This is a genomic window from Aporhodopirellula sallentina SM41 (assembly GCF_000346505.1).
In the GTDB taxonomy this organism is placed as follows: Bacteria; Planctomycetota; Planctomycetia; order Pirellulales; family Pirellulaceae; genus Rhodopirellula; species Rhodopirellula sallentina.
Map to the genome: position 1 here is coordinate 1 of NZ_ANOH01000452.1, position 13,675 is coordinate 13,675.

At 57.6% G+C, this 13,675-nt stretch carries 13 protein-coding genes and 1 pseudogene; 3 read left to right on the forward strand and 11 right to left on the reverse strand.

Annotation, left to right across the window (positions count from 1 at the left end):
- Nucleotides 1-752, reverse strand: a pseudogene (locus RSSM_RS29560) (hypothetical protein); the annotation flags it as partial.
- Nucleotides 753-983: 231 nt separating this feature from the next.
- On the opposite strand from RSSM_RS29560, the gene metK reads away from it, so the two are divergent.
- Nucleotides 984-2,171, forward strand: a complete 1,188-nt coding sequence (gene metK / locus RSSM_RS29565) for a methionine adenosyltransferase (protein WP_044303995.1) — start codon at nt 984-986, stop codon at nt 2,169-2,171.
- Nucleotides 2,172-2,538: 367 nt separating this feature from the next.
- Nucleotides 2,539-3,435: a metallophosphoesterase family protein gene (locus RSSM_RS29575; RefSeq protein WP_173403198.1), complete on the forward strand. Its 897-nt coding sequence runs from the start codon at nt 2,539-2,541 to the stop codon at nt 3,433-3,435.
- A gap of 64 nt (nt 3,436-3,499) precedes the next feature.
- Here RSSM_RS29575 and ispF read toward each other — a convergent pair whose 3' ends face one another.
- The 10 genes from ispF to RSSM_RS29630 all read right to left on the reverse strand — a co-directional run bounded on the left by ispF (nt 3,500) and on the right by RSSM_RS29630 (nt 11,561).
- Nucleotides 3,500-4,003: a 2-C-methyl-D-erythritol 2,4-cyclodiphosphate synthase gene (gene ispF, locus RSSM_RS29580; protein ID WP_008688565.1), complete on the reverse strand. Its 504-nt coding sequence runs from the start codon at nt 4,001-4,003 to the stop codon at nt 3,500-3,502.
- A 388-nt stretch (nt 4,004-4,391) separates the two neighbouring features.
- Nucleotides 4,392-4,676: a Sec-independent protein translocase subunit TatA/TatB gene (locus RSSM_RS29590; RefSeq protein ID WP_008688566.1), complete on the reverse strand. Its 285-nt coding sequence runs from the start codon at nt 4,674-4,676 to the stop codon at nt 4,392-4,394.
- A 1-nt stretch (nt 4,677) separates the two neighbouring features.
- Complete coding sequence (gene tatA / locus RSSM_RS29595; RefSeq protein ID WP_236621480.1) at nt 4,678-4,881, reverse strand: twin-arginine translocase TatA/TatE family subunit; 204 nt, start codon at nt 4,879-4,881, stop codon at nt 4,678-4,680.
- Between the two features lie 449 nt (nt 4,882-5,330).
- Nucleotides 5,331-6,263, reverse strand: coding sequence for a tetratricopeptide repeat protein (locus RSSM_RS29600; protein ID WP_008688568.1), 933 nt, complete (start codon nt 6,261-6,263; stop codon nt 5,331-5,333).
- 81 nt (nt 6,264-6,344) lie between these two features.
- Complete coding sequence (locus RSSM_RS29605; protein WP_236621481.1) at nt 6,345-7,862, reverse strand: sulfatase family protein; 1,518 nt, start codon at nt 7,860-7,862, stop codon at nt 6,345-6,347.
- A 273-nt stretch (nt 7,863-8,135) separates the two neighbouring features.
- Nucleotides 8,136-8,537: a PaaI family thioesterase gene (locus tag RSSM_RS29610; protein ID WP_008688571.1), complete on the reverse strand. Its 402-nt coding sequence runs from the start codon at nt 8,535-8,537 to the stop codon at nt 8,136-8,138.
- Nucleotides 8,538-8,570: 33 nt separating this feature from the next.
- The gene (locus RSSM_RS29615) at nt 8,571-9,149 is read right to left on the reverse strand and encodes a MaoC family dehydratase (RefSeq protein ID WP_008688573.1); all 579 of its coding nucleotides are present in this window, start codon (nt 9,147-9,149) and stop codon (nt 8,571-8,573) included.
- 329 nt (nt 9,150-9,478) lie between these two features.
- Nucleotides 9,479-10,429, reverse strand: a complete 951-nt coding sequence (locus RSSM_RS29620; protein WP_390174077.1) for an AAA family ATPase — start codon at nt 10,427-10,429, stop codon at nt 9,479-9,481.
- A 77-nt stretch (nt 10,430-10,506) separates the two neighbouring features.
- Nucleotides 10,507-11,208, reverse strand: a complete 702-nt coding sequence (locus RSSM_RS29625) for a sensor histidine kinase (protein WP_315850037.1) — start codon at nt 11,206-11,208, stop codon at nt 10,507-10,509.
- Complete coding sequence (locus tag RSSM_RS29630; RefSeq protein WP_044303994.1) at nt 11,196-11,561, reverse strand: STAS domain-containing protein; 366 nt, start codon at nt 11,559-11,561, stop codon at nt 11,196-11,198. The genes RSSM_RS29625 and RSSM_RS29630 overlap by 13 nt, the downstream gene beginning before the upstream one ends.
- Before the next feature lie 452 nt (nt 11,562-12,013).
- On the opposite strand from RSSM_RS29630, the gene RSSM_RS29635 reads away from it, so the two are divergent.
- A partial coding sequence (locus RSSM_RS29635) for a hypothetical protein (RefSeq protein WP_144060220.1) occupies nt 12,014-13,675 on the forward strand: 1,662 nt, incomplete at its 3' end.

Sequence of the window (13,675 nt, forward strand, 5' to 3'; positions counted from 1 at the left end):
AGGCTGCGGATTAACTCCGTTTTCGACGCTCTCAAGGGAGCCTTCCCTGCCGCGGCCATGGATTCACTGCGATCGAAGACATAGACGAACGTGCTGCCGGTACCGGACACGCCAAACAGTTCGGTCGTGATCCGGCCTGCCCCCTGACCGTATTTGGCGGCTCCCGGAACGAGATCGCTTTGCCCGAGCTGATCGATTGAGCGACCGTCTGCGAAACGAACCCGTCCTTGAACCAGCGATCGCGGCCCGCTGGCGCCGTCGCTGCCATCCCCGGCGTCTTCGCTATTCCCGGTGCCGGTGCCTCGCATGTCCTGCAAAATGCTCGCGAGGTCGATTGGCGGTTGCAGCCCTGAGGTCGATTTCGGCTGACTTTTGCCTTGCCCACCGGCGGCTCCCGATTGAGATGAATCGGCGTCGCTTGCTTCCTCGTTGGAGGCTTCCGATTGCGGGGCGGCGGGCGTGGGCACAGCGGCCACCGCGCCCTGGGACGTCGACGCCTTTTCCTGTTCCGGCTCGATCACATAGCGGGTGCGGTCTGGCATTCGATGGGCGATCGCCATCCCGACGCTGCGGGCGAGAGGTTCGGCCTCGGTGCCCTGGTGTTTTCGAGCGGCCAGGGTCCATATCAAAAGAGCCACGAACGCTCCGTGTACGCACACCGAAGCCACCATCGCCGGCCAATGCGGGCGGCTCTGATCAGGGAGTTGTTCTGAGAATCGCGGGGGTAATTTCTCGGTGATTTGCTCAGGCATCGCGATTTCGCAGGTTCCAGTGCGAGAAATCTTCAGAAAAACCGCAAAAGCCGTCGGTTTTCAGATCCTCCTCCGGGGATTATTGTACACGCTGCCAAGGCGTCCGCCGCTACGACGAACTTTCCTGCAATCAGGAAACGCGAGCGAAATGGGTCCGCCTTTCTTTTGACAAAATATGGCCTCTCGCGTGAAAAGCAATCGCACCAGGCCGAACCAGCGGAGTTTTCAGTAGTGAGTAATCAGTCAGGTCGATATCTTTTCACCAGCGAATCAGTCAGCATGGGGCACCCCGACAAGCTGGCCGACCGTATCTCGGACAGCATTCTCGACGCATTGCTCGCCCAAGACCCTATGAGTCGCGTCGCTTGCGAAACCCTCGTCAACACGAACCTCGCCGTTGTCGCCGGTGAGATCTCGACCAAGGCCGACGTCGACTACGAAAAGATCGTTCGCGACACCATCCTCGCGGTCGGTTATGACAACGCGGACACCGGCATCGACGGTGCGAACTGCGAAGTTCAAGTTCGCCTCGACGCACAAAGCCCTGACATCGCTCAAGGCGTCAACTCCGACGAGTCGCAGAACAAAGAAATCGGCGCCGGTGACCAAGGCCTGATGTTTGGATACGCATGCGGCGATACTCCCGAATTGATGCCGCTGCCGATCGCGCTGTCGCACCGCATCATCAATCGCATCACCGAAGCTCGATTCAACAAAGAAGTCAGCTGGTTGCGTCCGGACAACAAGAGCCAGGTTACGGTCGAGTACGAAGGTAACAAACCGGTGCGAATCGACACCGTTGTCGTCAGCGCTCAGCACGCTCCTGGTGTTACCAACGAAGAGATTCGTGAATTCATCATCAACAACGTGGTCAAGCCATCGATTCCTGCGGAATTGGACAAGGGCGATATCAAGTATCACATCAACCCAACCGGCAAGTTTGAAATCGGCGGACCACACGGCGACTGCGGATTGACCGGTCGCAAAATCATCGTTGATACCTACGGCGGATGGGGACGTCACGGCGGTGGTGCATTCAGCGGTAAAGACTCGACGAAGGTGGACCGCAGTGCAGCCTACATGGCTCGCTACGTTGCCAAGAACATTGTCGCCGCTGGGCTGGCCGAACGTTGCGAAGTGCAACTCGCCTACGCGATCGGTGTTACCGAACCGGTCAGCGTTCACGTCGACACTGAAGGCACCGGCAAGATTGACGATGCGAAACTCTGCGAACTCGTTCGCAAGCACTTCGGCTTGACCCCAGGTCAAATCATCGACCACTTGCAACTGCGTCGCCCGGTCTTCACGCCGACGACCGCGGGCGGACACTTCGGTCGCGAAGGCGATTCGTTCACTTGGGAAAAGACCGACAAAGCGGAAGAACTCGCCGAAGCGGCCGGTTTGGTCGCCACGGCCTAAACCGCTTTCGAATCGAGCACAACGGAAACCGTCATTTCATTGTTTGTTGGTAGATGGCGGTTTTCCGTTTGGATTCTTTCGGTTGCCCGAGTTTTGCTTCGCCGGGGCATTTTTCCCGAACTGCCTGGCGGCCCGGCAGCACCGTCTGCCGCAAAGCTCCTCGCAACTCTGTCAGCCCCGGCAAAGTCGCTGCCCACGATAGCAATCGTTTCTTTCAACCAGTCAGCAATTTCGATTCGCTGTCTGATCAAAATATCGAATCCATTTCTAGTGTGATTTGAAAACGCGAAGCAGACGCCGGAATGTCGGCGGTTCTCCTGATTCGCCCGCTGAAGGCACCTCCTTTTTTACTCGCACGGTCACCGCGTTGTTACGTCGTATCTCGCCCGCTTCCTCGACTGATGTTGACGACCGAGCCTCACAGCAAAAAATAGCGTGGATCACCGATCCCCATTTTGATCACGCCAAGTTGGAAACGTGGAGGTTGTGGGCAGACGAAGTGCTCGCCCATCGCCCCGACGCACTCGTTCTGACCGGTGATCTATCCGAAGGTGATGACGTCTCCTATCAACTCCGGTGCATCGCAGACACCTTTGATCGACCGATCTATTTCGTTCTCGGTAACCACGACTTCTACGGAAAGTCGATCGGAGATACACGACGGCAGATCATCGAACTGTGTCGCGAGATCGATCACCTGCACTACCTCACCGACTGCGCGCCGGTGCAGTTGGCGGAAAACGCAGCGCTCGTCGGCGATGACGGTTGGGGGGACGCCACCGAGGGGGATTATAAGAACACCACCGTTCGGTTGAACGATTTCCAACTAATCACGGACTTTCAAACGAGTCCACCGGACTCGTGGCAATCGATTCTGCAGCAAGAAGGGCGCCTCAGTGGAGAGCGTTTGGCGGCGAAGTTGGCTGCGTTGCCTAGCACGATCAACCACGTCCTGATTGCAACGCACGTCCCGCCTTTTCGTGAGTCGTGTTGGTACGAAGGCCGAACGACGGACGACAACTGGGCACCCTTTTTCGTATGCGGTGGTGTGGCTGCGGCTCTCCGTGCCGCGGCGGAACAGAATCCAGACCGGATGCACACGGTCCTCTGCGGTCACACCCATCACGACGGCGACGCAGAGATCCTTCCAAACTTGATCGTCCACACGGGATACTCTCGATACGGAACTCTGGACATAGAGTCGATGATCGACGTGACGTCCGACGGATTTCACGTGCCGAGAACGCACCACACGTCTTCCTAGACCATCATCGTGGCGACTCACGCCGGCTCACTGAAGGCAGTGCTTTCAAGCGTCGGGTGAAATGCTACTTCCGCATGAGCATGACGATCACCCGGGCGGCAATCGACTCGCTTCGGCCGATCGAATCGACGCCCTCTCCTGTTTTGGCTTTCAGGCCCACGGAGCTCGCCGGGCAGGAAAGCATGATTGCGATGCGATCGCGCATCGAATCGATGTGCGGAGCCATCTTGGGTTTCTGGGCGAGGATCACGGCGTCGATGTTTCCGATCTGGTAACCCGCATCTGACACCTTTTGCAGCGCCGCGGCGACGAAGTCCTCGCTGTCTCTTCCCCGGTTTTCTTCCGCGTTGTCAGGGAACAAGCGGCCGATATCTTCCGCCGCGATTGCACCGAGCAGGGCGTCCGTCAACGCGTGCAACAAAACGTCCGCGTCGCTGTGACCGATCGCATGAACTCCATCGGTCGGTTGTTCGATGTCGATTCCACCGATCCGCAGTGGCCCTCCTGGACCGAGACGATGAGAGTCGTATCCCAATCCGATTCGATAGGGCAGAGCGGGGTCATCCATGCGAGTGAATTTCCGATGGGTAAGATGCAAACAACGAGTGGCTCACGGCAACCGGTGGACCGCCGGACAGCCAGTGGTGTGTCACGATCAAGAACGAGGGTTGAAGGCCGTAGCGAAAGTCGCCAAGACTCTCGATGATTCACGAGCCTTTCAAAACTCTTGGCGGGTTTCGCAACGCTAAAACTAAGCCACGCCAGGAAACCAGAGCGTTTCAAACTGACATAGCCGATATCGCCGCCGTTTCTCAAACCCGCAGAACGCCCTGTGCTCGATAGGTTTCGCTCCGGTGTTACTGCTGAGTAAATCCAGCTGAGTAAATCCAGCTGAGTGAATCCAGCGGACGTTCAAGCCTGGCGAGGACAACAGCAATCCTGGGACGAACGACGACTCAGCTCGGCGGTTTGAATTTAGGTGCCGACGGTTCGGGAGCGTCTTCCGGTTCGTCTTCGTACAGGGAAGTGTTGGATTTCGTCGTTACCGGATCGTCGATGGTCATGGCACGATCCACTTCGCGTTGAGCGTCACGGAACTGTTGTTGCACTTCCTGCAGGCTGCGCCGCAGTTGGCTATAGGTGCTTCCGAACTTGCGAGCCACTTCAGGCAAATTGCCACCGAAGAGGACCACCGCAATGATTCCGATCACGGACATTTCGAAGAAACTCAGTCCGAACATTTCAGACGTTTTCCTTGATCTTTTCCGAATCGTCGGTGTCGTCAGCCGTTTCGGCCATACCGCGTTTGAATTCGTTTGCGCTCTTGCCGAGGTTTCGCATCAGGGTCGGCAGTTTGGCACCACCGAAGAGCAGCAACGCGAGGAAGAGCACGATCAGCAATTCAGGTGCTCCGGGCATTCCAATGAAGCCAATAACTGAGGTCATCGAGGATGCTGTCACAAACATGTTTTTAGTCCCGCAAAGGTCGTTGGGTCGAAGTGAATGATAGGTGGGGGATGCCGCAGAACGCCCGCGGTCGGATGATTCTGGCTGCTGTCTGCCAACAGTACTAACGCGGCTCGCGTCCCTCTCGTTCGAATTTTACGAGCGGGGAAATTGCATCAGCGAACGAAAACTGGCGAACCAGCATGCGTTATTCAGCAGACAACCTCGGCGAAAGCGGGTAGATCGAGTGCGGTCGACGAATGGCTAAGAACCGCGTCGACTCGCAAACATCTCCGGGACCGAAGAAGCACGGGGGCGATTTCCGATAAGAAACCTGTTCCGCGAGAGTCAAATTATAGACACTGGATGATCAAGCGTCAAAGGCTGATCGAGGGCGGTCCTGAGCAGCTTTGCCGCAGCGGGCTGCCGGTCCTGCTCAGCGTTCTGGCTCAATATCGAGTCGAACCGAACGCGGGCGACGCGATTTGAGTGCCGCCTGAATTCAAACGTGCGTCGTTGGCGGAGTTGATCTGACGGCTCAGAGCGGCAACCCGTTCGGTCGCTAACGCAGAACTGCCGCCGACGCCACCGCCGAGTGCGAGCACGCGTTGGTAGTTCTGCAACGCTTGGACCGGATCGCCACTGCTCTCTCGCAGGCGGGCCAACGCCAACCAAGCACGTGGGTTGTTGGCGTCGGTTTGGACGGCGTCTTCGAGATACTTCAACGCCGTTTGTGGCTCGCCGTGTTCTTCGTACAACCGAGCCAGCTCGATTCGCGGTTCGGCGAGTGTTGGATTCTGCGCGGCCCAGTTTTTCAGCAGCGTGAACGCACGGTCGGGACGCCCCGAGTCGACTAGCAACACAGCCAATCCGCGGTGGCAGTCGACGTGGTTCGGATCGTGGTCGAGACACTGGTTGTAGAGCGCCTCGCTCTGACGGATCAGGTTCGGGTCTTGCCGTTGGTTACCGAGCCGGTGGGTTGTCGCGGCGAGGTTGTAGTAGCCATCGGGATCCTTGGGATTGGACGCGATCGCTTTTTGGAATTGTTCCATCGCACCGGTGTACTGCCCCTGGTTGTACATCGCCGCGCCCTGGCTGTTTTGGCTGGCGGAGGCCCAGTGACAACCGGCGAGCGTGGTGATCGTGATCCCTGCGATCAAGGAGGCGATCAAGTACGACCACGTCATCCATGGCCGGCGCAGTCCGATACCGTGGCGATCGTCTAATTCGGAATTCTCCAGCAGCGACGAGTTGGTCTCGGGCGATGATTCAGGACGCCACAACCTCAGCCGCGGTTTCGACGGAACCGGCTGAGTGGACGGGTTTTGTGAGGCGGGCAAACCGGAATCAATTACCGGTTGGCGTATAGCTGGAATGGGCATCGGCTTTTTTTCGGAAAAAGGAGGACGCGTCTAAAGTCTTGTTAGCGTTTCTCCGCAGCCGACCGCAAGCCGAACTCAAAATCAATTCGCCTGCTTGTTTAGCGGTTCCTCGACGACCATCGCGGCGGGGAATTCGGCAGCCTGCTGTCCGTCCCGCTTCGCCCATCGTTTGTTGTTACTGCGCCCGGCCGGTTGGTTCATGGGAATGTCCATTCCGCCTTTCTCCGCCAACATCGCGTACAGCCGCTCTTCCATTTCTTTGGCCACGCTTGAGTAGTCCGGGTCATGGATCAAATTGTTGGTTTCCGTCGGATCAACCGTCAGGTCATACAATTCGTCGGTGTCCCACAGGCCGTAGTAGGTGATGTACTTGAAACGGTCTCCTCGAAGGGCAAACTGCGTTGGCGTCTGGGGGAAGTTCTTCTCCCAGTAGTACACGTAGAGAAAGTAGTCTCGCCACGACATGTCAGGGTCCGTCGGCATCTGCAAGAAACTGCTGCCGTCCATGTAATCCGGTTTCAGCAGACCAGCCGCATGCAAGATCGTGGGAGCGACATCGATGTTGCCGATCACGTTTTCGATCCGCTTTCCGCCCGAGAATAGCTCAGGGCACTGCATCAACATCGGGACGCGGATCGACTCCTCGTACGAAACACGTTTGTCGATCAAGCCATGTTCGCCCCACATGAACCCGTTGTCGCCCATGTAGATCACCAACGTCTCATCGTGGACACCCATTTCTTTCAGTTTGTCCAAAACGCGACCAACGCTGTCGTCGACCGCCAACACTGATTCGCAGTAGCGACGATACAGATAATCCAGCCCACGGTCGCTGTGGTACGAGAAGTCGATTCCGTGCCAACTGTTGCGTTGGTCACGCACCCAACGCGGCGTATTTTTTTCTGCGGTGATGTCATCTCCACGCGGGAGAAAACTCAGATCCGCATCGGCGTACCTTCCCTCGTGCCGCTCCGCCGGTGTGAAATTCGAGTGCACCGCTTTGTGCGATAGATACAGGAAAAACGGATGGTCGGCGGACTTCTGCCTGTCCAGCCAATCGACCGCGTAATCGGTCAACTCATCCGTGATGTACCCTTTCTGTTTCACCCGTTCGCCGTTGACGTTGAGCGTGTACTTCGGCCCCGGTGGAAGGTAGTTGCCCTGCCCGCGGAAACTGATCCAGTGGTCAAATCCCGGCCGAGGGTCATCGTGGTGCCCGCCCATGTGCCATTTTCCGATGAACGCCGTGGAATATCCGGCGCGTTGTAGGTATTGCGGGAAGAACAGGGTGCCTTGGGGAACCGGGCGGTTGTTGTCGATCACGCCGTGTTTGTGCGTGTACAAACCGGTCAATATCGATGCACGACTCGGCGAACAGAGGCTGGTCGTGACGAACGCGTTTTTGACGTAGGCGCCGTTCTCGGCGATCGAATCCAAATGAGGTGTTTCGAGAAATGGATGCCCGGCGCACCCCATCGCATCGTATCGGTGGTCATCGGTCAGGATGAAAACGACGTTGCGTGGTGTCACTCCCTCGTGCTTAGGCGTCGGAGGCAACTCGGTGGCGATCGCGGTGACCGAGATCGAGGAAAGGGACATCCATGCGAGCACCAATAGCCGACTGCCGTGTGTCATGTTCATCATTGTGTGGAGCCTAGGTGGGGAAAGCGAAATGCGTCGAGGGCACAATTGTAACCCCCACGTGGCCCGGTGGGGACGTCGAGCGAACGCTCGCGAGAGTGATCACGAGACCGGGAGAAGTGGCGTCATCAACGAATCGCCTGCGAGTCAGCTAGAGCCCGCGCGTCAGCTAAAGAGCGCAGACCTGTTAGCTAGAGAGCCCAAACCTGTTAGCTCGTGAGCCCAGACCTGCTAGCTAGAGAGTACTGTGCAGGTGGAAGACGCCGTCGCGACGAGTTTGCCGCGGTGGTCCACAATTTTGCATTCCACGAACCCGATCCGCAGTCCGCGTTGGATCACCACCGCCTTCGCGCTGAGCGTTCCGACCCGGATCGGGCGGATGAAACTGACCTTCATTTCGATGGTCGAGAAGTCTTCGCTTTCGAGCAGCGTTCGGCCAAAAGCGATCCCCATCGCGGCGTCGGCCAATGCCGATATCAGCCCGCCGTGGACGCGGCCCATCGGATTGTGGTGGTGTGGCCCGCAATCGATCTCGACGGTCGCTTCGCCGAGTTGCTCCGCATCGTCGCTCGCCGGAAGCACGCGAAACCCTACCAAGCGGGATATCGGTGCGTCGGCGAAACGTTCACTCACTTCGGTAGGGCTCGGACTGGTCAGGATGGGGAGCTAGCGTGGTTGCCGTGGTGGCACGTGCTTGCCGTCGTTCGATTGCGACGCTGGTTTGCGACGCTTCGAAGCCACCAAAGTGATGAAACGCCCTTGTTGCAGCAAACGTCCGTCGCTGGAGATCAGTTTTCGCAACCATGTGATCCGGCCGGCGCGTCGACCGTGTGGGGCCACCGTCTCGACCTCGGTCACCACGTGCACAATCTCACCAAAGAAGATTGGGTTTTCGAACTGCCAATCGGTAACTCCGACCAAGGCCAGGGTTGCTGCACGAGGATACTCCGTCGACAACCCCGCCAGGACGCTGAGCCCGAGTAGGCCGTGGGCAACTGGGCGACCGAACGGTGAGCTCAACGCCATTGCCTCCGACTCCTCGGAATCATCGCCCGAATGGAGTGGGTCAAAATCGCCGGTCAGCTCTGAAAAGGAGCGAACGTCCTCGAGCGAAATCGGTCGGGAGGGGCTCGTCCAACTCTGCCCCGGTTCCAAGTCTTCGAAATACAGAGGTGAAGTCCGCGTCTCGGCCTGCGCGGAGCATCCGTTTTTGGATGCGTCAGACGTAAAAGTCACTGTCGCCATAAAAAACGTACCTGCTGAATGGGGGAGGAGCTACGCACGCTACAATTCTGCCCCCAAAAATGTGCCAAGCTCTCGATTTCCGATAAGGAATCACCAAATGCCATGGAAAACACCCAGTTTAGCTGGGCGAGGGTAGATAGGTAGGGGATTTCGCGGCAGGTCACGTTTTTCGCGTTTGCCAACGAAACACCCCGCCGTCCTCGCGAATAAAACCGAAAAAGCGACCCTAAACGGCACATCCAATGCAAACGGCACGCCCACTCACAATGCCGGTGTAGCGACGACTGCGGAGATTACTGGAAGAGGTGCATTTTTTCCGCCCGTCGCGCTCAGCCCCCCAACGGGATCTCCGTCTGGGCGACGATCGACGAGATGATCTGGCCGGTCTCGTCCATCGCGTGCGAGGAATGGCGGGAACTCACGCGATGCCCCAATGTCACCGTGGCGAGGTGTTGGACATCGTCAGGCAGCACAAAATCACGGCCGGCCAGCCCCGCACGAGCCTGTGCTGCTCGCAGCAACATTTTGCAGCCTCGAGGACTGCATCCCACTCGCAACCGGCCATCGTGCCGGGTCGCGGTCGCTAAGGCGACGATGTAGGAGGCAACCTTGCGATCGACGCGGATGCCCCGAACCCATCGCTGCAACCTTTCCAAGTCGTCGACGTGCATGACGGCTTTCAAGCCACGTACCGGTTCGTGGTCGGTCTGTTGGATCAGCAGGTCGACTTCGCTCGCCGGATCGGGATAGTCCATCTTCAATCGGAACAAAAACCGATCGAGCTGCGATTCCGGCAGTGGAAACGTGCCCTCGAAACCGGCGGGGTTTTGCGTCGCGATCACGATGAAAGGGTGCTTCAGATCGTGCCGCTCTCCCTCGATGGTTGCCTGCGTTTCGGCCATCGCTTCGAGCAGTGCGCTCTGCGTGCGTGGCGATGCCCGGTTGATTTCGTCGGCAACGAGCAAGTTACAGAAAACCGGTCCCGGTCGAAATTCAAACTCGCCCACCGCCGGCCGGTAGATGGATCCACCGAGAATATCACCAGGCAACAGGTCGGGGGTGCACTGGATGCGTTGATATTCCAAATCGATCAGCAACGCGACCGACTTCGCGAGCGTCGTCTTCCCCACGCCGGGGACGTCTTCGAGCAGGACCGACCCCTCCGCCAGCAGCGCCGTCAAAACGTATTCGATGACGTCGTCTTTGCCGCGAATGACCGAACGCAATTGTTCGGAAACCTGTTGCAGCTTTTGCCACGCGGAGGTTACCTCCTCGGGCATCTCCGCGTTCAAACTCGCCGCACCCGGCCCGCTAGACGAAACGGGCTTCATTCCTGAGTCAATGTCGGCGAGTCGATTCACTGTTTCACTCTCATGGTCACGCGAGTTCCGGACGATCGATTGCTGCCGGGCTGCCTGCATGACTCGGTTGTCAATTCGATACCGCCTGCCGCGGCGCGATGATGGGCTAACGAAAGTCCATGCACCTTTTCGGGCGATAGTTCATCGGGATCGTACCCGGTTCCGTCATCCTCGACGCTGATCAATAGGCCATCATCGAGGTCTTTCACGGAAACTTCAACCAATTTTGCGTTCGCGTGCCGAACCGCGTTTCTCACAAACTCGATCGTGAGGCGGTACACCGCAATGGAGGCTTCCTTCGGCATCCGAAGGGGACAACCGTCTTCCTCTGGCAACGCGGGGCCGAGAACCTCAGGCGGCCAGAGAATCTTAGGCGGATGGGGAGTGTCGGTGTCTGACAACACATCATCGAGGAACCGTTTTGCCGCCCTCAACGGATTGTCGACCGCCTCGGGTGGGTAACTGACCCTGTTCATCAGTTGACGGGCCACGTCACGAGACTGATCGATCCACTCGGCAACCTCCCCGAGTGACTTCTCCAACGACGATCCACGGACGTCCGCCGACCGACGAAGGGCTGAAACCTTCGCCGCGGTCGCGTACAGATAGGGCAGCAGCCCGTCGTGAATTTCGGCCGCGATCTCTGCTCGTTCGGCTTCAACGATCGCCTGAACCTCCTCCGGACTCAGCTGAACCAGCCCTTCTTGTCGAAACTCGCCAACGCTCGCTCTTCACCGTCTTGGATGTCGAACAGTTTGTTCAGTTTGGTGATCTTGAAGACCTCCATCACGTTGGGCGAGACTTCGCAGAATTTCAACGCCACCCCTTGAGCTTTACAACGTTTGTTCAGCATCACCAGTTTGGTGATCATCGCTGACGACATGAAGGACACGCCGCGAAAATTCAGCAGCAGGCGTTTGTGAATGGCCTCGTCTACAGCGTCCTGCAACTCACGCCCGACGGCTTCAATTTTTTGGCTGTCGAGAATCTTGGTATCGGTGAACCCGAGCACCAAGATTTCTCCTTGCATTTGATTGGTAATAGACGACATGCGAGCGTTCCAGTGGAATCGAATTGGGGCCGTGTGTTGAACCGATGCAGTCGACAAACTCGCCCGCAGGTTAGAGCCCGTCCGCAGTACCTTCGCGACCGATCTGCCTGCGATTAATTCGCTTCGGCGGTCATCCCCGATGCCGTCAGTCATGCCGCGCATCGGGAGGTTTTTCGGACAGGTTCTTAGTTTACCCCCATAGCAAGAGTCTACCTAGTACGTCCACCGCGACAACACGGCCGAATTTTTTTGTGCTTCCCCGAATTTTCGTGCTTCATTGATTTTTTGTGCTCCGCATGGGGCATTGGACTGGACACCCGTGAAGTGAAATTGATACAGCCCAGAAACGTTGCGGTTTGCCCGCATGATTGCCCGAGAAACGGTGCCACGGTTTCGCATCCGATCCGTCGCACCCAGGGGCCTCAGGACGAGGCCTGCTACCGGAGTCTCTGATGACCACTTGGATTGGAATCCCGTTTTTATCTGCCTTCCTGTTTGTTATGGGCGGCATCCTGGTCGGACATCTGCTGTGGTACCGTGACCGCAGTCGCGACATGCAAGCGATCAAGGACGCGGAATCCAAATACAACAAAGCGAAAGCCGCCGCGCGAGATCGAAAACACCAATACATCGAACTCTCTCGCAACAGTCAGTCCTACGAACAACAGTGCGAGGACTACCGCAACGAGATCGATTCACTCCGCCAAGCCTTGTCGAGCCACAAGCAGCATGCCGAGTCGCTCGAAACCGAAATGGGCAAACTCCAGGCCGAACACAGTCGTTTCGAACTCGCTTCCCGTGACGCGCAGCGACAACGCGATGCCGCAATCAAACAAGCCGACGAAACGTCCGCTGAGCTCGACAAAGTCCGTGCCCATCTTCGCGATGCCGAATCGAAATTCGAAGCGTCCGCGACCCAGATGAATGAGTTGGCGACAACCGCCACCGCTGCCGGTACCCAGATCAACGACCTGCAAACCAAATGCGATCAGCTCAGCCACCAAAACGAACAACTCGAGCAAGAAATCCGCACACTCAGCGGACAACTCGAAAACTCCCGCGAACAACTCACCAAACTGACCGAAGAGCGTGACGAAGTCGTTCAGGCTCGCGACGAAAACGCGGCCGAGCTAACCAAAGCCAACACGCGTGGAGAGCAACTCGACGAAGAAATCATCTCTCTGCGTGAGCAACTCGAACAGGCTCAAACTCGTTACGCCCAACTCGAGGAAGAACGAGACGAACTCGCGCAGCGCACCGAAATCAAGGAACAAGAGATCGGCCAAGTCTCCACCCGCACTGAGGAACTCGAGCAAGAGATCGCCTCGCTGCGTGAACAACTCGAGGCCGCAGACACGCAACGCGTCACGCTCGAACAACAACGCGAAGCACTCACCGAAGAACGTGACCTTCTGATTCAACAACGTGACGACAACGCACGTGAGTACGGACAAATTACCTCTCGCTGCGAAACGCTCAACTCGGAAATCGAAGAACTCCGCGAACGTTGCGACGACCTCACGGTGCAACGTGATGAGGCCGCACAGCAACGCGATCACGCGATCCAACAACGCGACCAATTCGCGACCGAGCGAAATGAACTCGCCGATCAACACAGCGAGACCACCGCACTCGCCTCCGAGGCCGATGAGAAGTACGCGGACTTGCAGAAAGAATACGCCACCCTGCGGGATCAGTACGAAGTCGCGATTCAAACCAGCCAAGAGCGTCTGCAGCAATCCGACACCCATCAGGCCAACGTCGAACGACTCGAGAAAGAACTGCAGGCGACAACGTTGCAGGTTCAGACCCTCCAAGGCGAACACGACGACCTGCTCGAACAACTCGACGAACGCACCGCCCGCATCCAAGCGGCGATTGATGGCCGCGTGACCGCCGAAACCGCGATGAGCCAAATGGAGGCTCAGATCGAATCACTCGAAGAAGAACTCGCCCGAGCAGGCCGACTCCGCACCGAACACGAAGCCAAACTCAAGGAGATCCATCTCTCCACCGAAGACATGCGGGTCAAGGCACAGGAACTCAGCGAACGTCTCGTCGGCAAAGACAAACGTATCGAAGAACTGCAGGCGAAACTCAACGAACAGGAAGAT

Excerpts from the sequence above, each read along its gene's own strand:
- ispF (WP_008688565.1), bottom strand. The coding sequence starts at position 4,003 with ATGGATGACCCCGCTCTGCCCTATCGAATCGGATTGGGATACGACTCT.
- RSSM_RS29590 (WP_008688566.1), bottom strand. The coding sequence starts at position 4,676 with ATGTTCGGACTGAGTTTCTTCGAAATGTCCGTGATCGGAATCATTGCG.
- tatA (WP_236621480.1), bottom strand. The coding sequence starts at position 4,881 with ATGACCTCAGTTATTGGCTTCATTGGAATGCCCGGAGCACCTGAATTG.
- RSSM_RS29600 (WP_008688568.1), bottom strand. The coding sequence starts at position 6,263 with ATGCCCATTCCAGCTATACGCCAACCGGTAATTGATTCCGGTTTGCCC.
- RSSM_RS29605 (WP_236621481.1), bottom strand. The coding sequence starts at position 7,862 with ATGTCCCTTTCCTCGATCTCGGTCACCGCGATCGCCACCGAGTTGCCT.
- RSSM_RS29615 (WP_008688573.1), bottom strand. The coding sequence starts at position 9,149 with ATGGCGACAGTGACTTTTACGTCTGACGCATCCAAAAACGGATGCTCC.
- RSSM_RS29620 (WP_390174077.1), bottom strand. The coding sequence starts at position 10,429 with ATGCCCGAGGAGGTAACCTCCGCGTGGCAAAAGCTGCAACAGGTTTCC.
- RSSM_RS29630 (WP_044303994.1), bottom strand. The coding sequence starts at position 11,561 with ATGTCGTCTATTACCAATCAAATGCAAGGAGAAATCTTGGTGCTCGGG.